This window comes from Halalkalibacter sp. AB-rgal2 (genome assembly GCF_041821005.1).
Classification (GTDB): domain Bacteria; phylum Bacillota; class Bacilli; order Bacillales; family Bacillaceae_D; genus Halalkalibacter.
Window position 1 is genome coordinate 255,361 of sequence record NZ_JBGUAV010000001.1, and the last position, 23,573, is coordinate 278,933.

General features: G+C 38.4%; 18 protein-coding genes and 1 pseudogene. 17 read left to right on the plus strand and 2 right to left on the minus strand.

All coding sequences use genetic code 11. The features are described from left to right. Positions 1 to 71: 71 nt before the first annotated feature. The 15 genes and pseudogenes from ACERJO_RS01175 to ACERJO_RS01245 all read left to right on the plus strand — a co-directional run bounded on the left by ACERJO_RS01175 (position 72) and on the right by ACERJO_RS01245 (position 17,327). The gene (locus ACERJO_RS01175) at positions 72 to 962 is read left to right on the plus strand and encodes a carbohydrate ABC transporter permease (protein ID WP_247105320.1); all 891 of its coding nucleotides are present in this window, start codon (positions 72 to 74) and stop codon (positions 960 to 962) included. Next, positions 959 to 1,786, plus strand: a complete 828-nt coding sequence (locus ACERJO_RS01180; RefSeq protein WP_247105279.1) for a carbohydrate ABC transporter permease — start codon at positions 959 to 961, stop codon at positions 1,784 to 1,786. Before ACERJO_RS01175 ends, ACERJO_RS01180 begins: the two co-directional genes overlap by 4 nt. Positions 1,787 to 1,851: 65 nt before the next feature. Further along, positions 1,852 to 3,822 carry a beta-galactosidase gene (locus ACERJO_RS01185; protein WP_373646368.1) on the plus strand — a complete coding sequence of 657 codons (1,971 nt, stop codon included), beginning with the start codon at positions 1,852 to 1,854 and terminating at the stop codon, positions 3,820 to 3,822. Then, positions 3,819 to 5,144 carry a glycoside hydrolase family 30 protein gene (locus tag ACERJO_RS01190; RefSeq protein ID WP_247105280.1) on the plus strand — a complete coding sequence of 442 codons (1,326 nt, stop codon included), beginning with the start codon at positions 3,819 to 3,821 and terminating at the stop codon, positions 5,142 to 5,144. Before ACERJO_RS01185 ends, ACERJO_RS01190 begins: the two co-directional genes overlap by 4 nt. A gap of 206 nt (positions 5,145 to 5,350) precedes the next feature. Continuing rightward, the gene (locus tag ACERJO_RS01195) at positions 5,351 to 6,340 is read left to right on the plus strand and encodes a LacI family DNA-binding transcriptional regulator (protein ID WP_373646343.1); all 990 of its coding nucleotides are present in this window, start codon (positions 5,351 to 5,353) and stop codon (positions 6,338 to 6,340) included. A gap of 331 nt (positions 6,341 to 6,671) precedes the next feature. Continuing rightward, positions 6,672 to 7,997: an ABC transporter substrate-binding protein gene (locus ACERJO_RS01200; RefSeq protein ID WP_373646344.1), complete on the plus strand. Its 1,326-nt coding sequence runs from the start codon at positions 6,672 to 6,674 to the stop codon at positions 7,995 to 7,997. A 109-nt stretch (positions 7,998 to 8,106) separates the two neighbouring features. After that, positions 8,107 to 9,042 carry a carbohydrate ABC transporter permease gene (locus ACERJO_RS01205; protein WP_247105283.1) on the plus strand — a complete coding sequence of 312 codons (936 nt, stop codon included), beginning with the start codon at positions 8,107 to 8,109 and terminating at the stop codon, positions 9,040 to 9,042. 3 nt (positions 9,043 to 9,045) lie between these two features. Then, positions 9,046 to 9,882 (plus strand): carbohydrate ABC transporter permease, encoded by an 837-nt coding sequence (locus tag ACERJO_RS01210; protein ID WP_247105284.1) that lies wholly within the window; start codon positions 9,046 to 9,048, stop codon positions 9,880 to 9,882. A gap of 41 nt (positions 9,883 to 9,923) precedes the next feature. Further along, the gene (locus tag ACERJO_RS01215; RefSeq protein ID WP_247105285.1) at positions 9,924 to 10,559 is read left to right on the plus strand and encodes a YesL family protein; all 636 of its coding nucleotides are present in this window, start codon (positions 9,924 to 9,926) and stop codon (positions 10,557 to 10,559) included. A gap of 209 nt (positions 10,560 to 10,768) precedes the next feature. Continuing rightward, a complete protein-coding gene (locus ACERJO_RS01220) occupies positions 10,769 to 11,320 on the plus strand; it encodes a PadR family transcriptional regulator (RefSeq protein WP_373646345.1) in 552 nt (183 codons plus the stop codon). A 16-nt stretch (positions 11,321 to 11,336) separates the two neighbouring features. Further along, positions 11,337 to 11,807 carry a DUF4188 domain-containing protein gene (locus tag ACERJO_RS01225; protein ID WP_247105287.1) on the plus strand — a complete coding sequence of 157 codons (471 nt, stop codon included), beginning with the start codon at positions 11,337 to 11,339 and terminating at the stop codon, positions 11,805 to 11,807. Between the two features lie 150 nt (positions 11,808 to 11,957). Then, entirely contained in the window at positions 11,958 to 12,812 is an 855-nt protein-coding gene (locus tag ACERJO_RS01230; protein WP_247105288.1) for a helix-turn-helix transcriptional regulator, read from the plus strand. Positions 12,813 to 12,913: 101 nt separating this feature from the next. Next, on the plus strand, positions 12,914 to 15,310 hold the full coding sequence (gene pelA, locus ACERJO_RS01235; protein WP_373646346.1) for a pectate lyase: 2,397 nt from the start codon (positions 12,914 to 12,916) through the stop codon (positions 15,308 to 15,310). 183 nt (positions 15,311 to 15,493) lie between these two features. Then, positions 15,494 to 15,736: pseudogene (locus ACERJO_RS01240) on the plus strand (PhnE/PtxC family ABC transporter permease); the annotation flags it as partial. Between the two features lie 22 nt (positions 15,737 to 15,758). Continuing rightward, entirely contained in the window at positions 15,759 to 17,327 is a 1,569-nt protein-coding gene (locus ACERJO_RS01245; protein WP_373646347.1) for a bifunctional metallophosphatase/5'-nucleotidase, read from the plus strand. A 292-nt stretch (positions 17,328 to 17,619) separates the two neighbouring features. Here ACERJO_RS01245 and ACERJO_RS01250 read toward each other — a convergent pair whose 3' ends face one another. Together ACERJO_RS01250 and uvrA are read right to left on the minus strand one after the other, a co-directional pair. After that, complete coding sequence (locus ACERJO_RS01250; RefSeq protein ID WP_373646348.1) at positions 17,620 to 19,359, minus strand: ABC transporter ATP-binding protein; 1,740 nt, start codon at positions 19,357 to 19,359, stop codon at positions 17,620 to 17,622. 29 nt (positions 19,360 to 19,388) lie between these two features. Further along, complete coding sequence (gene uvrA, locus ACERJO_RS01255) at positions 19,389 to 21,872, minus strand: excinuclease ABC subunit UvrA (protein ID WP_373646349.1); 2,484 nt, start codon at positions 21,870 to 21,872, stop codon at positions 19,389 to 19,391. Between the two features lie 140 nt (positions 21,873 to 22,012). Here uvrA and ACERJO_RS01260 point away from each other — a divergent pair, with 140 nt between their 5' ends. After that, the gene (locus tag ACERJO_RS01260) at positions 22,013 to 22,732 is read left to right on the plus strand and encodes a MerR family transcriptional regulator (protein WP_247105296.1); all 720 of its coding nucleotides are present in this window, start codon (positions 22,013 to 22,015) and stop codon (positions 22,730 to 22,732) included. Beyond that, positions 22,729 to 23,451 carry a polysaccharide deacetylase family protein gene (locus ACERJO_RS01265; protein ID WP_247105297.1) on the plus strand — a complete coding sequence of 241 codons (723 nt, stop codon included), beginning with the start codon at positions 22,729 to 22,731 and terminating at the stop codon, positions 23,449 to 23,451. Before ACERJO_RS01260 ends, ACERJO_RS01265 begins: the two co-directional genes overlap by 4 nt. Positions 23,452 to 23,573 lie beyond the last annotated feature (122 nt).

Here is a 23,573-nt window from a genome sequence, read left to right on the forward strand (position 1 = left end):
AGGTGGGGAAAATGGCTCAATTAAACAGTGGAGCAAATCAGGTGAATGACCCGAAATTTAGAGATAAATGGATGCGGTTTGTAAAAGGGAAGAATAAAGGAACTTTATCGTTGTTCTTATTTTTAGCGCCTGCGCTGTTATTTTACATTACCTTTTTACTTATACCTGCAATAGGTGGAGCCTACTACAGTTTAACCGATTGGAACGGTCTATCAAGAAGCTCGAATTTTGTTGGTATAAGTAATTATGTAGAAGCTCTTCGGAATGATCCTGATTTTTTAAATTCATTGTGGTTTACATTAAAATTAACAGTCGTTATATTGGTCGTTCAAAATGTGGTTGCCCTTTTCTTAGCGGTTATGATTGAATCAAGATCACGAGGTAAAGGGTTGTTCCGTACGGTCTTTTTTATGCCGAATATGGTAAGTTTAATCATTAGTGCGTTTATGTGGTATTTTATTTTCGTGACAGTTCTACCGCAATTGTCTGAGTGGGCGATTCTCACATTTCTCGATCAAGAGTGGCTTGGAAATCCCCAGACTGCCTTTTATTCGATCTTAATTGTGTCGCTATGGCGTGGAATTGGGTACATGATGATTATTTATATTGCAGCATTGCAAGGAGTTCCAAAGCATTTGAAGGAAGCAGCGGTCATTGATGGGGCATCAGCATTTCAAAGTTTTAGAAATGTTACCTTACCAATGATTATGCATGCGATTACGATTTGCTTATTCCTCACACTTAATGAGGCGTTTCGAATCTTTGATGTTGTGTTTGCTTTAACAGGTGGGGGCCCAGGTAGGAGTACGCAAGTTATTGCTTTGAATATATACCATGAGGCGTTTTCTGGAAACTATCGATTTGGGTATGCGAGTGCCAAAGCGATGATTTTATTCTTTATCGTATTAGTCATTACGGTGATTCAAGTTTCGGTTATGAAGAGGAGGGAAATTGAGTCATGAGAACAAATAAAGTGGCAGCTTCCTTAAATACAGTTATTCTAGTTTTGTTTGGCGCTTTGACATTATTCCCAATTTACTTGGCTGTTGTAAATTCATTTAAAACTCAAAGTGAAATCTTTGCTAATGTGTTGGCGTTACCAACATCTTTAAACTTTGATAATTATATTAATGCGATGCAGCAGGTTAATTTCTTTAGTAGTATGTGGAATACGCTTATCGTCACAACGATTGGTTTGCTCGGTATCATTATTTGTGGTTCGTTAGCTGGCTATAAGCTAGCACGGACAAAAAGCAAGTTGAGCTCATTGTTCTTCCTTGTTTTTATTGCATCGATGCTTATCCCGTTTCATTCGATTATGATTACGTTAACGCAAGTAGCGAATAACATTGGTGTTCAAGGCTCACCTTATGGGCTTGGATTAATTTATATTGGTTTAGGTGTTAATATGGCGATTTTCTTATGTCATGGATTTACGAAAACGATTCCGAAAGAATTAGAAGAATCAGCAAAAATAGATGGGGCAAACGAAATACAAATTTTCATGAAAATTATTTTCCCAATGCTAACGCCGATTCTTGTTACGATTGCGATTTTAAATATTTTATGGCTGTGGAATGATTTCCTTTTACCGTTGTTAATGTTAACGAATGTTAATAATTACACGTTAATTCTTGCGATCAACATGCTGTTTGGAGAATATAACAATGATTGGCCACAAATTTTATCAGCCTTGGTTATTACGGCTTTACCATTAATTATTTTTTATCTAGTGTTCCAACGCTTTATTTTACACGGTATTGCTGAAGGTGCTGTTAAAGGTTAAACGATGTTAGGAGGGGTAATGTGAAGAATCAGTTATACTATGGTGTTGCTTATTATGATGAATATATGCCATATGATCGATTAGATGAAGATATTAAAATGATGAAGGATGCGGGCATTACAGTTGTCCGCATTGCTGAATCGACGTGGAGTACACATGAGCCACAAAATGGTGTCTTCGATTTTAGCTCAGTGGATCGTGTACTAGATGCTATGCATAAGGCTGGAATTGACGTTATTGTTGGGACGCCAACCTATGCTGTTCCGACATGGATGGTGAAGGAGCATCCGAGTGTACTAGCGGAAACGAAGGAAGGAAAGGGGAAGTACGGAGCAAGACAAATCATGGATATTACGAATCCGACGTATTTGTTCTATGCCGAAAGAATCATTCGCAAGCTCATTTCCCGTGTGAAGGATCACCCTGCAGTGATTGGTTATCAGACTGATAATGAAACGAAGCATTACGGGACGGTGGGGCCAAATGTTCAAGTTCAGTTTGTGAAATATATGCGTGAGAAGTTTGGTTCACTTGAAGAGGTAAATAAAAAATTCGGCCTAGATTATTGGAGCAATCGCATTAATAGTTGGGAGGACTTCCCCTCTGTTGTTGGAACGATTAATGGTAGTCTCGGTTCGGAGTTTGCTAAGTTTCAACGAACGCTTGTGACAGATTTTCTTGCCTGGCAAGCTTCTCTCGTTAATGAATACAAAAGAGAGGATCAATTTGTGACGCAAAATTTTGATTTTGAATGGCGAGGCTATTCGTATGGTGTACAACCTGATGTTGATCATTTCGAGGCAGCGAAGCCGTTTGATATTGCGGGAGTGGACATTTATCACCCGTCACAGGATGAATTAACAGGAGCAGAAATATCGTTAGGTGGCGATATCACTCGTTCATTGAAGCATGACAATTATCTCGTATTAGAAACACAAGCACAGGCATTTATTCATTGGACACCATATCCAGGGCAGCTACGTCTTCAAGCGTTTAGTCACCTTGCTTCTGGAGCTAACATGGTTGCTTATTGGCATTGGCATTCGATCCATAATTCATTCGAAACGTATTGGAAGGGGTTATTAAGTCATGATCTGAAGTCGAACCCTACCTATGAAGAAGCAAAGACAGTTGGGGCGGATTTTAAGAAGCTATCTTCTAAGCTCGTTAATTTGAACAAGAAAAATGATGTCGCCATGCTTATCAGTAATGAAGCTTTAAAGTCTCTTGAATGGTTTCCGTTCCATTTCACTAGTGAGAAAAACTACAATGACGTCGTTCGACTGATATATAACGAGCTATATAATATGAATGTAGGTTGTGACTTCATTCATCCTAAGTCAGAAAATCTGGATCAGTATCATTTGATTGTTGTACCTGCTCTCTATTCAGCCTCTGATGAATGTTTAGAGCGTTTGAATCACTTTGTTGAGCAAGGAGGTCACGTCGTTTATACGTTTAAGAGTGGTTTTACTGATGAACATGTTAAGGTTCGTACGACAACACAGCCCGGAATAATTGATGAAGTATGTGGCGTTACCTATAGTCAATTTGTCGAGCCGAAACAAGTGACATTAAAGAGTGACCCATTTAACGTAGGGGTAGAGCATAATCAAGTAGATACATGGATGGAGCTGTTAACGCCAACGACTGCTGATGTTCTTGCCTATTATGACCATCCGCATTGGGGAAAGTATGCTGCGATCACACAAAATGAATATGGACAAGGAGTAGCGACGTATATCGGTTGCTTTATTAGCTCGAAGGCGATGAAGGCGGTATTAGAGCAGGCAGTGAAAAAGGCTGGATTATGGGGAAGCGATCAAGACCTTTCGTTCCCAATTATTACGAAGTCAGGAAAAAATGATGCAGGTAATACGATTCGTTACTATTTTAACTATTCAGATACAGCTGTTTTATTTACGTATCCATATGCTCATGGGACTGATTTATTATCAGGAAACGAATGTGTACAAGGGGATGAAGTAAAGCTTGACCGTTGGGGATTTTGTGTATTGGAGGAGAGGAGCTTATGAGATGGCTTTCATCAACAGAGTCAGGACGATGGAAGGAGAAAGATGTTAAGGTAGAAACCAATCAAAAGAAACAGTCGAGTTTGACGATTACCTCAACAGCTCGTCAGCTCGTTGAAGGATTTGGTGGTTGCTTCAATGAGTTAGGGTATGAGGCTCTTTCTTTCTTGAGTGAGGAAGATCGAGAGCAGGTGCTCTATCATTTGTTTCATCCTGATGGCGATTGTAAATTCTCTGTTTGCCGTCTGCCAATTGGAGCAAGTGATTATGCATTAGAATGGTATAGTTTAAATGAACATGACGATGATTATGAGATGGAGCACTTTTCGATTGAAAGGGATCGAAAGTATTTAATTCCCTATATTAAAGAAGCGCTTCGTTTCAATCCGAATTTAACGTTATTTGCTTCACCGTGGAGCCCGCCAACTTGGATGAAAACACCGAAGGCTTATAATTACGGGACGTTACGATGGGAAAAAGAGGTGCTAGAGGCGTATGCCCTCTATTTTGTGAAATTTATCGAAGCTTATAAACAAGAAGGTATTACGATTCATCAAATTCACGTGCAAAATGAAGTCGTTGCTGATCAGAAGTTTCCGTCTTGTGTATGGACAGGTGAGCAATTGCGAGAATTTATTCGTGATTACTTAGGGCCGGCTTTTAAACGGCATCACATTGAGACTGAAATTTGGCTAGGGACAATCAATGCTCCTGAGCCTTGGGATGAGTGGATGAAAGGAAAAGCACAAGATCACGATGAGTATGCTCATACAGTATTAAGTGATCCAGAAGCATATAAATATGTAAGTGGTGTTGGTTATCAATGGGCAGGTAAGTATGGCATTCAACGAACGGTCTTGAGCTATCCCGAGCTTCGTTACATGCAAACGGAAAATGAGTGTGGAGACGGTACGAATACATGGTTTTACGCGAAATATATCTTTAACCTGTATCAGCATTACTTTACGAATGGGGTTAACAGTTATATTTATTGGAACATGGTTCTTCAGCCGAAAGGGCGCAGTACATGGGGGTGGGAGCAAAACTCGATGTTAACAATCGAGAAAGAACAGCAACAATTAACTCAGAACCCTGAATACTATGTGATGAAGCATTTTTCTCATTTTGTTCGTCCTGATGCACGACGGATTGAAACAACTGGATCATGGACTGGGAATTCACTCGTATTTGAGAATAAAGATGGCTCGTTGGTAGTCGTGATTCAGAATCCGTTTAAAGAAGAGCGTGAAGTGGTGATTGAACATAATGGTCAGCAGTATTCCTTTAGCTTGGAAGCGGAGTCGTTTAATTCTATCGTTCTATAAAGTAGAAATGAAGAAAACTTAGTGTAAACTGCACTAAGTTTTTTTTTAAATGTGAAATCAGGATGTATAAAAATTGAGGAATGTTTCTAATGGATTCTAGTTGTTCACTATGCCTGTAATGGATCGGAAATAATTAGAATGAAATAGATAGACATCTAATAAGTATAAATAGCTTCCAATTTTATGAAGGTAGAGGAGAGATTGTCTTGAGAATTACGATTAAAGACATTGCTCGAATTTGCGGTGTATCACCGGGGACAGTGGATCGAGCATTAAACAACAGAGTAGGGATAAGTGAGAAAACGAGGAGAAAGGTATTGGAGGTTGCTGAGGAGGTGAATTATCATCCGAACTATACCGCTAGAAGCTTAGTAACAGGTAATACGATGACAATAGGAGTTGTTTTATTTGATCTATATAATCGCTCCTTTGCCCAATTACTAAACGCGATAGAGCGAAAAGCTAGAGAGTTAGGTTACTTTGTATATATTACATTAACGGATAAAGACCGTGAAAATGAGTTGAAATGTATCGACTATTTAGTCAAGCGAAAGGTGGATGGTATGATTCTGTTCTCTGTGAATAAAGGGAAAAAATTTGAAACGTATCTATTAAGTATGGAAGTTCCTCTTATATCAATCTTTAATTATATTTCTGGAAAAATTGAATACATCGGCATACCAGAACGTCAAGCTATGAAAGAAGCTGTTGATTATATGGCTAATAAAGGATATAAACACTATATTTATGTGAGCCCACCGTTACGTTATGTAGGAAAGTCTAATGTTTATACGCAAGAGGAAAGGTTATATGGCTTTATCGAAGGATTAGAGCAAAATGGGATCGTATCAAAGCCTTTGATTATAAAAAGCGATGATTATGTAGAGGAATTAAAGCATATCGTCTATAACCTAAATGAAAAGGTAGCCATTGTTTGTTCTACAGATTTGTACGCGTTAGAAGTGATGAATGAATTGAAAGGGCAGGGATATGATATTCCCAGTCAGGTAGGGGTTATGGGCTTTGATGATATTGATATGTTGAAGTATATTACACCGAGATTGACGACTGTAAAATATCCGATTGAGGAGATTGGAAGAAGAGCGGTTGCAAGTATGATTCATAAAATTAGTCAAGGGCATTTTATAAAAACACCTTTACTAAATTATGAAATCGTAGAAGGTGCTTCGATTTAACGCACACAGAAGCTAGTACTATACATTTTGTCCAATAAGTCAAAAGAGTTTTTACGTTTAATCGAATGAAAGAAGAGAACCGTGCATATAGTTTATAAGGTTCTACATCATATCGTTTTCTAGGACGTTGCTTTCATTCGTGTACGTACACAATTGATTAGAAGGTAGAGATTACTCATTTTTTGTAAGCGTTTACTTTGTAGATCTATTTTTCTTTTCTTATTAGAAAACCGTGTACGTACACGGTATAGAAGGAGGTGGCTTTGTTAATTATCGTTATACGCTTGTGAATTTGTGTATTATTCGAATACGTAAAGGGGGAATAAGAAGGATGAAGAAACAAAGCTTATCCATAATGCTTGTAGGATTAGTGGGCTTGATTTTAGTTGCGTGTGGAGGAGAGGATACAAGTTCAGAGGCCGATGCTTCAGAGGTAATCGGTGGAGATGAAGAGGATGCAATAGAATTAACATTCTGGACGTTTAATGAATTGCATATGAACATATTTAGAGATTCAGTCACCCGTTGGAATGAAGAGTTTCCAGATCGGCCGATTACATTAGTTGCAGAAACATACCCGTATGATAATATGCATAACAATCTTTTACTTGCTCTACAGTCAGAGACAGGTGCACCTGACCTTGTTGATATCGAGCTCGGACGTTTCCCTAATTATTTACAAGGTGAGCCACAATTACTGCCGATGAATGAGTACGTAGAGCCAGTATTAGACGACTTTATCGAATCACGATTTGATATTTATGCGAAGGATGGTATTTACTATGGGCTTCCTACACACGTAGGTGCAACAGTTGCTTATTACAACAAAGAAATTATGGATGAAGCTGGCGTAGATATTGATTCCATTCAAACATGGGATGATTATGTCGAGGCTGGAAAACAGGTAGTTGCCAATACTGATGCTGCGATGGTGACGTTAGAAACGGAAGACTATTGGTCTTATTGGCCACTTCTGGCTCAGCAAGGGTCTGATTTCTTTGACGAGAACGGAGAAGTTATTCTTGATAGTTCAGTAAATATCGATACTTTGCAATTTATGTATGACATGGTGTATGAACATGAGATTGCGGAATTGACACCAGGTGGCGGTCATCATGCAGAAGAGTATTACGGCTTTATGAATGATGGTGGAGCAGCTTCGGTCATTATGCCAATGTGGTATATGGGACGGTTTACAGATTATATGGAAGATTTAGAAAGTAAAATTGTTATTCGACCAATGCCAAGGTGGACAGAGGATGGAAATCGTTCAGCAGGTGCTGGGGGTACAGGGACTGTTGTAACGAATCAAACTGAACATCCAGAGCTTGCAAAAGAATTTTTAGCTTATACGAAGCTAACTGAAGAAGGAAACTTAGCTCTTTGGGAAATAATGGGCTTTGATCCGCCAATGTGGACAGTATGGGACTCAGAGACAATTCGTGAGGATAATAGATATTATCAATATTTTGGTACAGATATTTTTGATACATTACTTGAAATACGTGATGAGATTAACTCCATCAACATTACAGATCGAAATCCAATTGCTCAACAGCAGTTAACGACAAATGTATTTAATAACGTGTTAAGGGCTCAATCACAAACTCCTGAGGAAGCGCTAAAACAAGCTGCGGATGAGATTCGTAACAATTAAACCTTTCATGCATGTAGTAAGGTACTGATTGTTCATACATCTTATAGAACTTTTTTCAGTACCTTTCCTCACTACCATGATCTGTTTGAGATGGAAAGGAGTCAATAAGATGGAACGTGTCGTTTCAAGTGAAAAGAAGTATGGTCCAAAGCCAAAGCGTACATTTGTACAATTCCTATTATCAAAAAAGGTAGCCCCATATGTATTTGTATCTCCATTTATTATTTCATTTTTGCTATTATTTTTTTACCCGCTTGTTAATGGAATTATTATGAGTTTTCAAAGCATTCTGCCCGGTCAAACGACATTTGTAGGCTCTAGTAATTTTGAACGTATTTTAAATCCAACGTTTTATCGCGCTTTGTACAATACGTCAGTGTATGTAATATTGACAACGATTATTCTAGTGGCGATTCCGATGGTTTTGGCAACAATATTAAATTCAAGCATGATGCGCTTTTCCCACTTTTTTCGTGCTTCGTTATTCATTCCTGCGTTAACATCTGTTATTGTCGCTGGGGTTGTGTTTCGTTTAATGTTTGGTGAATCAGATGAGGCCATTGCTAACGCAATAATTGGGTTTTTAGGCTTTGAACCATTGCAATGGCGTTATGGTGCTGTAACAGGTATGTTCTTAATGGTTATTTTAGCATCCTGGCGTTGGATTGGTGTGAATATTATTTACTTTATGGCGGGGTTAACAAATGTCCCAAAGGAGCTGTATGAAGCAGCTGAAATAGATGGAGCAGGTGTGATTCAGAAGTTCTTCCATATTACATTGCCGTTATTAAAGCCAGTAACGATTTATGTCGTAACTTTAACGGTTATTAATGGCTTTAGAATGTATGAAGAGAGCTTCGTTTTTTGGGAGAACGCTTCACCAGGTAACATTGGGTTGACGGTTGTCGGATATATATATCAGCAAGGTTTTCAAATGAATAATATGGGATTTGGTTCCGCTATAGGGGTCGTACTAATGGCTATTATCTTTATTGTAAGCATCATTCAACTTAAGTTCTTTGGTGCGTTAAAGAAGGGGGACTAAGCGATGACTACGAAGCGTAAGGTGTTTTCGACAATCTTAATTGTTGTGATTGCGGTTGTAGCCTTTCTTGCAGTTTTTCCATTATTAGCACTTGTCGTTTCTTCATTTAGACCATCTTCAGAATTAATGCGAAATGGAATCACATTGGCAATATCATTGGATCAGTTAAATTTTTCAAACTATGCTTATATTTTCACACAATCGGGTAACTATTGGCAGTGGTATGTAAATAGTATTTTCATTTCGGCATTAACGATCGTCCTCTCTTTGTTTTTTTCATCAATGGTCGGTTATGCATTAGCCGTTTATCAATTCAGAGGAAGGAATACGATATTTATTTTAGTGCTTTTAATACTTATGGTACCATTCGAAATATTAATGCTCCCATTATACCGTTTAATGACAACACTCGGCTTAATTGATAGTTATCTAGCTGTTATTCTGCCAATGGTTGTAGCGCCTGTAGCGGTTTTCTTCTTTCGACAATATGCTGTGGGACTACCGAAGGAATTAATGGAGTCCGCTAGGATTGATGGCTGTACAGAGTATGGTATCTACTACAGGATTATGGCACCGTTAATGCTCCCATCTTTTGCCGCAATGGCGATTCTTCAAGGATTAGCAAGCTGGAATAACTTTCTCTGGCCGTTAGTTGTTTTACGTTCAAATAATATGTTTACATTACCGATCGGTTTAGCTACATTATTAACACCATATGGCAACAATTACGATGTGCTTATTGTCGGCTCTGTCATGACAGTTATACCGGTTATTGTTTTATTTTTGTTTTTCCAGCGTTATTTTATTTCCGGATTAACAGTTGGTGGAGTGAAAGGTTAGAGTAAATAGTGAAGGGAGAAAATATGGAAGGTAATGTGCTTATGAATAAGCTGATGTCTATCTTTAATTGGATTTTCAAAATGGCATATTTGAATGGATTATGGATCCTTTTTAGCTTAGTAGGTCTTGTTATCTTTGGCTTTTTCCCTTCTACCATTGCAATGCTGACAATTTGTAAAAAGTGGTTGAATGGCGAGGAAGAATTACCGATTTTTAAAACATTTATGAATGTTTTAAAAGCAGAGAAGCTGAGAGGAAATCTATTAGGGTGGATACTTGTATCGATTGGAGCTGTTCTGTATGCCAACTTTCTTGTTATACAAGCGAATGTAGAGAGTGTAAGTATCATTTTTATATTTTCCTTTTATTTAATCGCTTTCCTTTATATTGTCACACTTACTCATGTGTTTCCATTATATATTCACTATAAAGTTCCATTATTAATCATTATCAAAAATGCTTTTATTATGAGTCTTTCAAATATACACTTCTCAGGAGGTATGATCATTAGCCAATCGGCGATTTATTATGTCATGTTTTCATACCCTGCTTCTGCTCTATTTTTCTTAGGAAGTGTACAAGCGATGATTCAAATGTGGCTTGCGGTTCGGTCATTTCATAGAATCGAGATGAAAGTAGAAAGGCTACGAATGAAGCAAGAGTCCAATATAGCTTAAGAGATCGTGAATCTTTTTTGGAGTAGGATTCTATGGTTCATATTTACGGTGCATAGAAAATAGTGAAGCTTAGTGTAGAAAGATTTAACACTAAGCTTCACTATTTGTATGGGGAGTATACGGAACTGAATCTAAAAGAAATAGTTGCCAAAATGTTCAGATTAAAGTATTATGTATCTAAATGATATATCAAAAAGATAGGTGGTTGGATGTCAAAAGAAAATTATACGAAGTACGTCATTTTAGGCTTACTGACGACACATTGTCGGTCAGGGTACTCGATGAAAAAAATGATCGATACGAGCTTGAACTATTTTTGGAAAGTAAGCTATGGTCAAATTTATCCGATGCTAAAGGTGTTGGTAGATGAGGGATTAGCAGAAGAGTCAGACGTCGTTGATGATGGAAGCAAGCGTGAGAAGAAGGAATATTCTATTACGAAAAAGGGGCAAGAAGAGCTACGTGACTGGCTGCAAAGACCGATTGTAAGTATTCCCGTAGAAAAAAATGAATTACTTCTAAAGCTTTTTTTCAGTCGTAACGTGGAAAAGAACTATTCCATTGAACAACTAAGTTCGTATTTACACTTACACAAAGAACGTTTTGCTGTGTATCAAACAATTGAAAAGATGATTCAAAGCTATTCAACGGGGCTTGATGATGAACACTATTGGCTCATTACACTTGATTATGGAAAAAGGACGACAAACGCTGTAATTGAATGGTGTGAAGAAACGATTCGTACATTATCAAAAAGCTGATGAGGAGGAGTTAACCGTGGGGAAATCAATTTATCCGGGACGTTTTACGGCTGATAATCAAGAGGATATTGTCGTATTCATGATTGGGATGAGAGTCAATCAGTGGTGGGCAGTTCATAAGTGGTTGCCAGTGTTTGTAGCAATGCCCCCAATGATGAGGGAGTTAGCAACGAATAAAGAGTTAGGCTGCTTGTCGATGGAAAGCTTTACAGGTTTGCGTACGACGTATTTATTGCAATATTGGCGTTCAGAAAAGGATTTATTCACGTATGCGAGAGGCGATCTCCATCTCCCAGCGTGGAAATCCTTTAATAAGAGAGCTCGAAATAACTCAGCAGTTGGCTTTTATCATGAAACCTATGTAGTACCAAAAGGTAGCTCGGAATCAATTTATGTCAATATGCCCAAGTTCGGTTTGGCAAATGCAACAGCACATATTTCAGTTGATTCTAAGCTTGATACAGCGGAGCAAAGACTGAGGAGGTGAATGGTAAATCATACATTTTAATAGAACAAGATGTCTCATTATGGTTATTTCCTAATGGGACATTTTTTTATGTTAAATGATCAGCTTTGTTAAAATGAGAAATGATATACTGATTAAAAAGGTACCTACATATAATGAAGGAGGCTACTGATGGTCAAAAATATTAATTTTTCACAAAGGGAGCATTCTTTTTATATTCATTCTGAGCCTGACGGATCTTCAAAAGGAGAAATGAGAACGTATCATTTGCACGATGATTTTGAGATTTACTTTCTTATTAAGGGTGAAAGAGCTTATATAGTACACAATACTCATTATCCGATTAAAGAGCAAAGTTTAGTCTTTATTAATCGTCATATTGCCCATAGAACGGCCACTCTTAATAACGATAACTATTATCGAATTGTAATGAATTTTAGAGAGTCATTTATTCCTCATCATGCTTTGTACTTAATTAATATTCTTTTTCGTAAAAGTCCAACCGTTGTGACATTAAGTGATCAAGATACGATGAGATTTTATAAAATAGTAGAAATTCTATTATATGAGTACAATGAGCGTCGTTGTGAATCCTCTTTGTATATTCAAGCTTTGCTTATTCAATTACTTATTTTAAGTAAAAGATTATATGAAAAACAAAGTGATAGTTCCGCAAATATTCATCATAATCAGCCTTCAGAAATACTTATTAGTAGAGTTATGAAATATATATATGATCAACTTGAAAAAGACCTTTCATTACAACAATTAGCTAAAGAATTTCATATTAGTGAGCAGCATTTATGTCGCATATTTAGTAGATGGACAGGTTGTACAGTAGTCCAATATATTAGCGCAGTCAGGGTAAATGAAGCTAAAAGACTTCTTATCGAAACCGATGAATACGTAAATAACATTAGAAAAAAAGTAGGTTACTCCAACCATGCTCATTTTTGTCGGGTTTTTAAGCAACATTTAGGAATCTCACCATCAACTTACCGGGATAAACATAGGATAAAAGGTTAGTAGAACAATATATGTAAAGAATAGAGGCTCCTTCGATCAACATTTGTAAAATGAAAACGTTTACAATTGACTTGAATAAAAAATGAAAGGAGCTGTTCTTTATGGTAAACAGATTAAAAGGTTCAATACGAATAAGTTTGCTTGTTTTTCTAATGTTGATAGTGGTAGGGTCTGTAAATGCAGAGGAAGCCATTTATCATGCAGAGGACGCAAAAGGTGAAGGGTTTATTCTGAACGATAATCATCAAGGGTATACTGGAGATGCTTTTATTCAGTTCACTCCTAATGTACCTGGAGGCTATGTCGAGTGGGATGTGGAGATTGCTACAGATGGGCTGTATACACTACAATTTCGTTATGCCCATGGTGCCTTCTTAAATCGGCCTGGTGAAGTACGCGTAAATGATGAAGTAGTAGAAGCTGAATTAGCCTTTGAATCTACGGGAGCTTGGAATGCATGGGGGACTTCTGAGATGGTAGTGGAATTGGCAGAGGGAGTGCATACAATCCGACTCACTGGTGTAGGGCCAGAGGGAGGACCTAATATTGATGTTTTAAAGGTGATTGAAGGTTATGATGAAGGGGAACAACCAGATGCCCCTAGCTATCCAGTCGTTCCATTGGAGGAGCGTTTCAATGAAGAGCCTATTAAACGTTGGCATGAAGAAGGGCTATTGCTTACTGAGCAATCGAAGCAATTAAATCAACCTGTAAAGAAGCTACAGTTTTTGGCGGCGATTAATTCCCTTTTTGGCTATACGAATGAAGTGACCTTTAAAGGGGTTGATCCTGTCCCTTTTTCACAGGATTGGGGTGTAGGAGAAAATTCGTGGTATCTCTATGTACTGCAAGCTGCACATAAGGCTGGATATTTAGAGGACATGAATTCGATCAATGTAAACAAGCCTATTACAAGAGCGGAGGCGGCGTTTATGATTGCCAACGCTTTACAGTTAGATGAGGATACTGAGACAGCGAACCAATTTCGCGATTTGAATAGACAAGATGAATTAGTGAAAGGAGCCATTGGTGCAGTCATTGCTAGTGAGCTATTAGAGCCACATACAAATAAAACGTTTAACCCTAATAAGCCCCTTACCTTTCAGAATTTACAACTAATCATTGAGAAGATTCAAGAATATTCCCAAGTGGGAGATCAAGAGGTTCGTATTATAGGCGTGGATGCACTAAGCCCAACAACAATAGCAGTCACGTTAAATGGCTTCTTTGAGGAAATTAGTCCATATGATATCGAAGTGGCATATGGAGCAGGTGCATGGGCTACATTAAATCCACAACTAAGCAAGCTTGAAGTGACGCAAGCTAGTATTGGTGTGAACCAACTAGGTTACAGCGTTTTATTGTATGAATTGGAGCATGCGCTAACGAATGATGCCAAGGTTGCAGCGATTGAACACATTCCGGATGATTCCTATAACCAAGACATTGTGGATCAGGCTAATAACTTGATTACATGGCAAATGGAGCACGGAGGTTGGACGAAGAACTTCCCACATATTTATACGCGAGAGTGGGACGGGGTTGAATCGCGATCTGAATGGGTTTCCAATGGTGTCGAGCTAGGAACAATTGATAATGATGCAACGATTAATGAAATAAGAACCGTTGCAGCTGCTTATAATATGACAGGTGACCCACGTTTTAAGGAAAGTGTTGATCAAGGCTTTGAATTTTTATTTAAGCTGCAATATCCATCTGGTGGCATAAGGCAAGTTTACCCACAAAGGGGCGCTGATGAATCTAGCTCAGTATGGTATTCAAATTATGTGACGTTCAATGATGCGGCCATGACAAATGTACTTGAATTGTTTGACGAGGTGGTAAATAGAGAAGAACCATTCCATACAGATGTAGTGAATGATGAGTTCATTCAAGAGATGGAGTCTTCTATTGAGTTAGCATTAGATTATATATTAAAAGCACAAATTGAAGTAGATGGTCAATTAACAGCATGGGGGCAGCAGCATGATCCTGTTACGTATGAACCGCAACATGGCCGAAGTTATGAACATCCATCGATAACGGCGAGTGAGTCAATACCTGTGATCCGTTGGTTAATGGCTAGACCTGAGCAAACAGAAGAGGTTCAAACGGCGGTGAGTAGTGCCCTGTCTTATTTTGATCAAGTGAGAATAGAGAATACTCGTTATGATAATCGAACATATCCTTACTTTTTGGATCATTCAGGGAGTACAGTATGGTATCGTTTTTATCAAATTGGAACGGATCTCCCAATATTTTCAGGTAGAGATGGTGTAATTAAGCATAATTTAGACGAAATAGAAGAGGAAAGAAGATTAGGATATTCTTGGGCGGGAACTTGGCCACAGCAACTATTAGAGGTGGCACAAACAACAGGTTATTATGAAAATAAGGTTTATGCTCGGGTTTTACGTGATCAATCAAAGGATCATCTAAATCGTTCACTTGCTCTTGATTCGATTGTGAAAACGACTAATCGTATTCAAGCTGATTAAATGTTGGGAAATGCATCGCATATGAATGGCGGTGCATTTTTCATTTATGAATTGATGGATATCGAATGATTATTTATGTGGAATCTATCATTTTGAAATGTGAAACTACTTGATTTACATAAACTTAAACTCTTCTTAATAGCACATTAATAGTTGATTTGTATGATGTCTATAAGTTTCAATGGAATCATTCCACAATTATTTTCGATTTATCTCTCTATTATGATTTATCGTTTCGATATGAATTTGCGTGATGCAGCTGTACTTGGTTTAGTTGGTGCGGGCGGGATTGGCGCTCCTCTTATATTCGCGATGAATAGTTATCGTTGGTCAGAGGTAGGGTCTATATTAATAGGACTTGTCATTCTCATCTTAATGGTCGAGTGGTTTTCAAATCGTATGAGAGCTAAGCTTGTAAATGGTTAAATGTCGAAAGGGTGATTAAGTGATGAAAGAAATAGAAATTGTCATTTTAGCAACATCAGATGTTCATGGGAAAATCTCTTCCGTTAACCATGTAGATAAAACGAAAGATGACCAAAAAGGTATGGCGAAAGCTGCTACATATATCCAGGCTGAACGAAAATTGAATAAACATGTATTGTTAATTGATAATGGAGATTTAATTCAAGGGACTCCCTTTGCTCATTATGCGATGACTGAAACGGAAGTACTGAATCCGATCGTACAAGTACTTGATTATTTACAGTATGATGCTGCTGTGCTAGGAAATCATGAGTTTAATTATGGGAAGGAAAGGCTAGACAAAGTCGTATCTCAATCTTCTTTTCCTTGGCTATCTGCTAACATTGTGAAAAAAGGGACGAATGAACCTTATTTTGGACAGCCTTATATGATAAAGGAGTTTGATGGTGTGAAGGTTGCAGTATTAGGATTAACGACAAAGTATATTCCTCATTGGGAATCAGATCGTCATATAGAAGCATTTGATTTTCTTGATCCCGTAGATAAAGGGAGGGAATGGGTTCGCTTTTTAAAGGAGGAGGAGCAAAGTGATATTGTCATTGTTTCTTATCATGGAGGGTTTGAATATGATCCGGTGACGAATAAAAAGATCGCTGAACATACGGGGGAAAACCAAGCAAACGAGCTTCAAGCTCTTGAAGGTGTCGATGTGCTGTTGACGGGACACCAGCATTTACAATATGCAGTTGTAACAGAGGAGCAGAAAGCGATGCTGCAACCGGGAACTCAGGCTGAATTTGTTGGCAAAGTGGACTTGACTGTTAGAAAAGAAGGAAATGAAGTTAGTATTCAAAAGGTTATTGCGGAGTTAATTCCGATAAATTTGTGTATGCCTGATGATACGATTGTGAGTATGTTAAAGCCAATCGAGTTAGAAGTGGATGAATGGTTAGATGAGAAAATTGCCACAGTTTCTCATAGAGTAGCCATAGAGGATCCAATACATGATGTGTGGCTTCAAGAGCATCCTTTTATTGAATGGATCAATCGAGCAATGATGAAGCATACAGGCGCAGCTATTGCTTGTACTTCATTGCTACGTCCAGATACACTCGATATAAATGAAGCGGTTAGTCGTCGTGATGTTCATGCGCTCTACCCATATCCTAACTCCCTTGCCGTTGTTGAATTAACAAGCGAGGATATTCGTCAAGCGTTAGAAGTATCTGCTTCTTTTTTAATGGTTCATGAAAATGGACAAGTGTATATTAACTCAGATTGGGAGAGGCCACGTCTACTAAGCTATAATTATGACATGTGGGAGGGGATTGAGTATACGATTGATTTGAGACGTCCGATTGGCGAGAGAGTGGTGGACTTATCACTTGATGGAGAGCCGTTAAAGAATGGACTTTATGAAGTCGTTACAAGCAGTTATCGCGCGAGTGGTTCAGGAGGATACTATATGTTTGGCAAGGATAAAATCATCAAAGATTACAATCGGGATATGGTAGAGCTACTTGTTGAAGACTTGAAAAGAGAGGGGGAATTACTTGTTGAAGTAAATCAGAATTGGAAGGTGATTTATTAAAGAAGTGCATAAAAGAGACTGCATCAAAAGAGCTTCAGGTAAAGGGACGTTCAATTGGTGAACCTCTTTCCGCTAAAAGGCGAAAAGACCCTTGTCCGAGAAGGAATGGTAATCCTCATTCCGCTATTCGAGCAAAATGAGGCTAATTTGAGTAAGAAAAACTAAAATAGAGGAATGAGGAACCGTAACAATATGAAAATGCGAGATAGAGAGAGAATAGAGGAATGAGGAACCGCATGGAGCGCATGATCATGAGCTTGTGTCCCGCCTCCTCCCTAGTCTCTTTTGAGCATTATGTCAGCTGTTGCTCTGCAAATTCTCGATAAAGTGTATGAGAAGCGACCAACTCCTGATGACTACCAATACCTGTGATCTCCCCTTTTTCAATAAAGATAATTTGATCGGCATTGACGATGGTTGATAATCGGTGGGCAATAACAAAGGTTGTTCTCCCTTCCATAAGGCGTGTGAGAGCTTGTTGAACGATTCCCTCTGATTGACTGTCTAAACTCGCTGTTGCTTCATCCATCATTAATATTTTTGGATCACGTAAAAAAGCCCTTGCGATCGCGATTCGTTGCCGTTGTCCCCCCGAAAGCTTTATGCCCCTTTCTCCGACCTCTGTTTCCAGCTGGTCTGGGAATTGTTTGATAAACTCATCAGCGAAGGCCATTTTTGCTACTTCCCAAAGCTTGCTATCATCAATGTCTTTCATATGATCTAAACCATAGCAAAGGTTTGCACGGATGGTCCCAGCCATCATCGGACTGTCCTGTGAGACGTAACCGATTTGACTGCGCCATGATTTCATAGAAAGTTGCTGTATAGGTGTATGTCCAATTTTAATCAATCCTGTATTCGGCTCATAAAACCGTTCGAGGAGTCCGAACATCGTTGTTTTCCCACCACCACTCGGTCCAGCAAACGCGATCATTTGACCTGGCTCTACTCGGAATGAAACGTGATGTAAAACGGGCTCATTCTCCGTATAAGAAAACGATACATCTTCGACAGAGATCGGTTCGTTTGTAATATCCATGTCGATTCCGACATTTTGTCCCTCTTCTTCCTTGATATCAAGAATATCTACAATACGCTCAGTGGCTCCTTTTGCTTTTTGAAGCTGTGTGAAGAACATCGTAAAGGATGTGATAGGGAAAATAATTTGAAATAGATAAAGAAGAAAGGCAACGAGTGAGCCTGTAGTCATTGAACCATCTGCTACTCGAATACCACCATATCCAATGATGACAACAATGACGATCATGACAACTAAATACATAAATGGAGCAATAAGAGCAAAGATACGTGCTTCTCGTAGACCGTATTTTAATAACTTTTCAATTCCAGACATGCCTTTCTTTTCTTCCATCTGCTCTGCGTTAGATGCTTTCATTAGACGGATTTCACTTAATGTTTGTTGAACACCTCCTGTGAAGGTAGCTGTTTCGTCTTGTAACCCTCTAGAAATCTTCGCCATTCGACTACCTAGTGGAACCATAATGCTAATTGTAATAGGAACGGAAATAAGCATAAGTAATGTCATTTTCCAGTCCATGATGAATAGAATGATTACCGCACCAATAATCGTAATAATCCCAGTAACAAATTGAGGGAAGTGTTGAGAAATCAAATCCTTCACGATGCCTGTGTCATTGACGACCCTGCTAACCGTTTCTCCACTTGTTTTTTTATCATAATATCGGACAGGGAGGCGTAGAAGTTTAAACCACATTCTTTGTCGCAGAGAAGCGACAATCTTCTGCCCGACATAGGCAAGTAAGTATGTCGAGAAGCCGTCAATAACGGCTTGTATGATGAAAACAAGCGCAATGATCCCAATTAAGGTAAGGTTAAGGGATTCGGCTGAGAAGCCATCGACCATTTCGCGAGTTAATAATGGAATGGAAAGGCCAACTAATGTTGTAATGAAGCTCCCTACTAAGCCAAGTGTTAACGCTAGCTTTGGTATACTTGTTGAAAAGATTAAAGAGAAAAAAGGTTTGAGACTGTTGTTTTGTTCGTTATCCATTTAAGGGCTCCTTCATTTTAAAGATGAGATTATGTTGTTTGCTTATGGCTCGATTTTAAATAACGACCTGTATAGGATTGAGGTGTAAGTGCGATTTGTTTAGGTGTACCTTGTACAACGATTTCACCGCCACGTTCCCCTCCTTCAGGACCCATGTCAATGATCCAATCTGCTTGTGCTATAACTTCGATAGTATGTTCGACAACGATTACGGTGTTTCCTGCATCAACAAGTCGATTTAGGAGGAGAAGTAACTGCTTAATATCACTTTGATGTAATCCGGTTGTTGGCTCATCGAGTATATACAATGTATGACCAGTTTTCTGTTTATATAATTCTTTTGCTAGCTTTAATCTTTGACCTTCCCCTCCAGATAGTGTTGTTACAGATTGTCCCCAGTTTAAATAACCGAGTCCAATTTCACATAGAAGATTAATAATAGGTGCTATTTTTTTATGGTCTTGAAAGAGAGCTTGAGTTTCGGCAATAGACATATCTAATAACTCGGATATTGAATAGCCTTTAAATGTAACGCTTAAAATTTGGTCTTTAAATCTTTTTCCTTTGCAGGCAGGGCAAGTCACTTCTACATCAGGTAAGAAGTGCATATTTGTCGTTACAAAACCAAGGCCTTGGCAAGGCTCACATCTTCCCCCAACGGTGTTAAAGGAGAAATCCTTTGGTTTGAGTTCGCATTCTTTTGCGAGAGGAAGGGCAGCATAGACGTGACGAATAAATGAAAAGACATCTGTGTATGTTGCAACATTCGATCGTTGCATTCTTGTAAGTGGTGCTTGGCTAACTGTAACTAAATTCTTAATATGTTCAAGGCCTGTGATTCTTTCGTAACCTGTTGATCCTTTTGTTGAAATTGTTGAAAGGATGTCAAATACTAAGCTGGATTTTCCTGAGCCAGACACTCCAGTTACAGCAATAAAGCATTGGAGTGGGAATTTGGCAGTAATGTTTTTTAAATTATGTTTAGTGGCATGGTGGATAGTAAGATAATGACCGTCGCCTTGTCTGTATTGACTTCGATCAGGTGATTGAGTGGTATGTTTAAGGTATGAGCCTGTAATGGAAGATGGTTGATTAATAATTTCAGTTGGACTTCCTTCACCAACGATCGTTCCGCCAAACTTCCCAGCACCAGGTCCGATATCAATAATATGGTCAGCACTTCTCATAACATCACGATCGTGCTCGATTAAGAGAACTGTGTTTCCTAAATCTCGTAGATGCTGCATAATCGTAATGAGTCCATCTGTATCTTTTGGATGGAGACCGGCAGTTGGCTCATCTAAAATGTATAAGACTCCAGTTAAACCTGATCCGAGAATTATCGCTAAGCGTAGCCGCTGTGCTTCACCTCCAGATAACGTAATGGTTTGGCGATCTAAGGTTAGATATCCTAAACCAACCTTCATAATCCTTGTTAATTTAGTTTTAAAATCATGGATAATCGTTTCCGTGAAGTCATAGTGATCAGTCGAAAGTGATTGCTTAAGCTCATTTAACCATTGAAGCACCTCTTCAAGAGATCGGTTAGCTAAAGCTGTAATAGATTGTCCACACATCTTTACTTTTCGTGCTTCTGATTTTAAGCGCTCCCCGTTACAAGTAGGACATGTTTTTGTATAAAATAGCTGTGCTTCACCGGATAGTCCGCCTTTTTCCTTATACCTCCTCCAAATACTTGTAAGTACCCCTTCGAATTTTCCTTGGCCTACTGTCTTAGGTGGTTGTTTATCTGGGAAATGAGCCATAAAAGCCGCACTTTCTACACCGTAATAGAGCAAATCCTTTTGAAGAGTGTTCCATTGTTTCAATGGAAGGGTTAAATCAATATCAATCTCATAATAGCGAGTAGCTGCTTGTAGGATACTTATTTGATAATCACGTAATTGCCCCTTCCAAATGGTGACACCATCGTCTTGAATAGTCTGATTATCATTAAAAACTAGGCTAGTTTGCAATTCTGCAACGTGTCCAAGTCCATCACATGAGAGACATGCTCCTTCAGGTTTATTAAATGAGAAATGACTACGTGTTAATTTTTCAAACCGATGTTTGCAGTGGGGGCAAGTTTGATATTGCTTGAATGGATGATCTTCAAATTCCTCTTTGTCGATGATTGGATGTATAGTATTTTCGCAACTAGGACAAGACCTTTCACCTAATTTCTCGTAAAGTACACGTAAGAATGTATACATATCTGTGATCGTTCCTACTGTGGATCGTGGGTTACGGTTTGTGACATGTTGATTAATACTAATAGATGGTGAGAGACCTGTAATAGAGTCGACTTTTGGTTTACTAACAGAGTCTGTTGTCATGCCCATCGATTCCATGTATTGACGTTGACATTCTCTTTGTAGAGTGTCTAGCGCAAGTGTTGATTTGCCTGAGCCAGAAGGTCCAGTTAGTACAACTAATTGATTTTTGGGGATTTGCAGTGAAATGCTTTTTAAGTTATGCTCTCGTGCTCTTTGAATAATAATTGAATCTTTCAAATGATTCCCTCCTTTTGTCATTACCACTTCATCTTATAACATTAATGCAAGTGCTAAGGTTTTAAAGATTTTTCATGATATAATAAATATTAATCCGTCAAGTAGATTTAAGGTTTTACAATAAGGATGGGGGTGGTGAGATGATAAGGCCTATTGAAGTAGCACGACGTTTGAAGATCAGTACAAGTGCACTTCGTCATTATGAATCATGGGGGCTTGTACCAAAAGTAAAGCGAGCTTCAAATGGTTATCGAGAGTACACAGACGAACATGTTGCCTATTTTGAATGTATCCGGGCAATGAATACAGGTTTTGGGATGAATGTTATTAGAGAAGTAATGCCACTCATTCAAGAAGCGCGCATTACGGAGGCATTATGGATTGTCAATAACGTCCAAGTGGACATGCATAATCATAAAAAGAAAGCTGAGCAAGCTCTTGCTATACTGGAAAGAGATGAAAGTGGTGAAAATGTTCCAGCTTTTAAGAAAAAAACGTATACAATTGGAGAAGCCGCTGAGCAGATTGGTGTTCCAGTTTCAACATTAAGGCATTGGGAGAAGGAAGGGCTAATCAAACCAAAGAGAGATGGTGAAAATGGTTATAGGATTTATTATGCACCAGATCTTCGTAAACTCCTTGTTATTAGGTCGCTACAGACAGCGGTGAAATCATTAGAAACTGTGCGAGAAGTATTAGAGGAGATGGATCAAAATAATATTGCTGAAGCGATTAAAAAAACGAAGGAGTCTTTAGTTTATTTGGATTATATTATCAAGGAACAGCTTAGAGGAATGGGCTTTTTATATCAATTATGTGAAATAATAGATCGAAAAAAAGGGGGGGAGGAAGAATTATGAAAAGAAAGAGCATAGTGGTTCTCAGTGTGAGTTTACTTGTTATGATGGGAATAGGTTATAGCTTAAATGAATTTTCTAGTGCTAGAAGTGTTCAGTTATTTGGAAATATTGTTCCTAAAGTGGACACAGATGACAAAGTCGTTGCTTTGACGTTTGATGATGGACCAGGGGAGTTTACGGATGATATTTTAGCTATTTTAAATGCGAAAGGGATCAAAGCGACTTTTTATTTGACAGGGTTAGAAATTGAGCAAGATTTTGCTGCGGCAGAGAGAATCGTAGAGGAAGGGCATGAGGTAGGGAATCACTCATATTCTCATCCACGAATGGTTTTCAAATCTCCATCATTTATAGAAATTGAAGTTGAGCAAACAGATCAGCTGATTCGCTCGATTGGCTATGAGGGTGACATCCATTTTCGTCCTCCTTATGGCAAAAAGCTTGTGTTTCTTCCATATTATTTATCTAAGGGTGATCGTAAAACCATTATGTGGAGTATTGAGCCTGAATCTTATCCGGATGTGGCAGATGACGCGGATCTTATTGTTGAACATGTTGTTGAACAAATCGAACCTGGTTCCATTATTTTGCTCCATGTCATGTATGAGAGCAGAATTGAATCATTGAAAGCTGTAGAAGGAATTGTGACGGAATTAGAGGAATTAGGTTATACATTTCAAACGGTATCAGAATTGTTGGAGTATGAGATGGAAGGATAAAATACTTAAAGTGAATGTCTAGCGAATGGATTTAGGTCCATTGACTTATGTAAGAAGGCTAAAAGTCATAAGCTTGTTAATGGAAATCATGTTACAATATGAACAGATTATAATTACTTAGG

Excerpts from the sequence above, each read along its gene's own strand:
- ACERJO_RS01175 (WP_247105320.1), top strand. The coding sequence starts at position 72 with ATGCGGTTTGTAAAAGGGAAGAATAAAGGAACTTTATCGTTGTTCTTA.
- ACERJO_RS01185 (WP_373646368.1), top strand. The coding sequence starts at position 1,852 with ATGCCATATGATCGATTAGATGAAGATATTAAAATGATGAAGGATGCG.
- ACERJO_RS01265 (WP_247105297.1), top strand. The coding sequence starts at position 22,729 with ATGAAAAGAAAGAGCATAGTGGTTCTCAGTGTGAGTTTACTTGTTATG.
- ACERJO_RS01205 (WP_247105283.1), top strand. The coding sequence starts at position 8,107 with ATGGAACGTGTCGTTTCAAGTGAAAAGAAGTATGGTCCAAAGCCAAAG.
- ACERJO_RS01215 (WP_247105285.1), top strand. The coding sequence starts at position 9,924 with ATGAATAAGCTGATGTCTATCTTTAATTGGATTTTCAAAATGGCATAT.
- ACERJO_RS01210 (WP_247105284.1), top strand. The coding sequence starts at position 9,046 with ATGACTACGAAGCGTAAGGTGTTTTCGACAATCTTAATTGTTGTGATT.
- ACERJO_RS01230 (WP_247105288.1), top strand. The coding sequence starts at position 11,958 with ATGGTCAAAAATATTAATTTTTCACAAAGGGAGCATTCTTTTTATATT.
- ACERJO_RS01245 (WP_373646347.1), top strand. The coding sequence starts at position 15,759 with ATGAAAGAAATAGAAATTGTCATTTTAGCAACATCAGATGTTCATGGG.
- ACERJO_RS01250 (WP_373646348.1), bottom strand. The coding sequence starts at position 19,359 with ATGGATAACGAACAAAACAACAGTCTCAAACCTTTTTTCTCTTTAATC.
- pelA (WP_373646346.1), top strand. The coding sequence starts at position 12,914 with ATGGTAAACAGATTAAAAGGTTCAATACGAATAAGTTTGCTTGTTTTT.
- ACERJO_RS01200 (WP_373646344.1), top strand. The coding sequence starts at position 6,672 with ATGAAGAAACAAAGCTTATCCATAATGCTTGTAGGATTAGTGGGCTTG.
- ACERJO_RS01180 (WP_247105279.1), top strand. The coding sequence starts at position 959 with ATGAGAACAAATAAAGTGGCAGCTTCCTTAAATACAGTTATTCTAGTT.
- ACERJO_RS01220 (WP_373646345.1), top strand. The coding sequence starts at position 10,769 with ATGTCAAAAGAAAATTATACGAAGTACGTCATTTTAGGCTTACTGACG.
- ACERJO_RS01190 (WP_247105280.1), top strand. The coding sequence starts at position 3,819 with ATGAGATGGCTTTCATCAACAGAGTCAGGACGATGGAAGGAGAAAGAT.
- ACERJO_RS01260 (WP_247105296.1), top strand. The coding sequence starts at position 22,013 with ATGATAAGGCCTATTGAAGTAGCACGACGTTTGAAGATCAGTACAAGT.